Below are 679 nucleotides of genomic sequence, written 5' to 3'. Positions count from 1 at the left end.
GTGCAACAGCGCATCCACTGCTAGCACCTCCGGGTTCCCGTCGTTCACGTCCTACGTGCGGGACCGCGGCCCGGTGCTGCTGCGTACCGCCCGCTCGCTGACCGCGAACCCGAGCGACGCGGAAGACCTGCTTCAGACGGCGCTCACCAAGACGTACCTGGCGTGGGAGCGAATAGAGGACCACCGCGCGCTGGACGGTTACGTGCGCCGGGCCCTGGTCAACACGCGCACGTCGCAGTGGCGCAAGCGCAAGGTGGACGAGTTCGCCTGCGAGGAGCTGCCGGAGCCCGACCCGACGCCTGCGCCCGACCCGGCCGAGCAGCAGGTGTTGCGTGACGCGATGTGGCGGGCGGTGGTGCGGCTTCCGGACCGGCAGCGCGCCATGGTCGTCCTGCGGTACTACGAGGACCTGAGCGAGGCCCAGACCGCCGAGGTGCTCGGGGTCTCGATCGGCACCGTGAAGAGCGCCGTGTCCCGCGCGCTCGGCAAGCTCCGCGAGGACCCGGAGCTGAGCCGGGCCGCGTAGCGTGATCCGGCTCCGCGCGTGGCCCGCCCAGCCGTGGTGGCCCGGGCCGAGCCACCCGTGGCCCACGTGCGCCGGGGCGGTGGGCCCGGTCCGTACGGGTAGGGGCGTCAGACCGCCGGTCCGTACGGCGGAGCGGTGAGCGCGTCCCCGGGC

The 679-nt window shown here is 73.5% G+C and carries 1 protein-coding gene; it reads left to right on the top strand.

All coding sequences use genetic code 11. The features are described 5' to 3' along the window. The first annotated feature begins 55 nt into the window (after positions 1-55). Positions 56-526, top strand: coding sequence for a SigE family RNA polymerase sigma factor (locus KUM32_RS35495; protein ID WP_374227587.1), 471 nt, complete (start codon positions 56-58; stop codon positions 524-526). Positions 527-679 lie beyond the last annotated feature (153 nt).

This window comes from Streptomyces sp. AC627_RSS907, from assembly GCF_019049165.1.
Note: the sequence above shows the minus strand (reverse complement) of the source record. Positions and strands in the feature narration are given on the sequence as shown.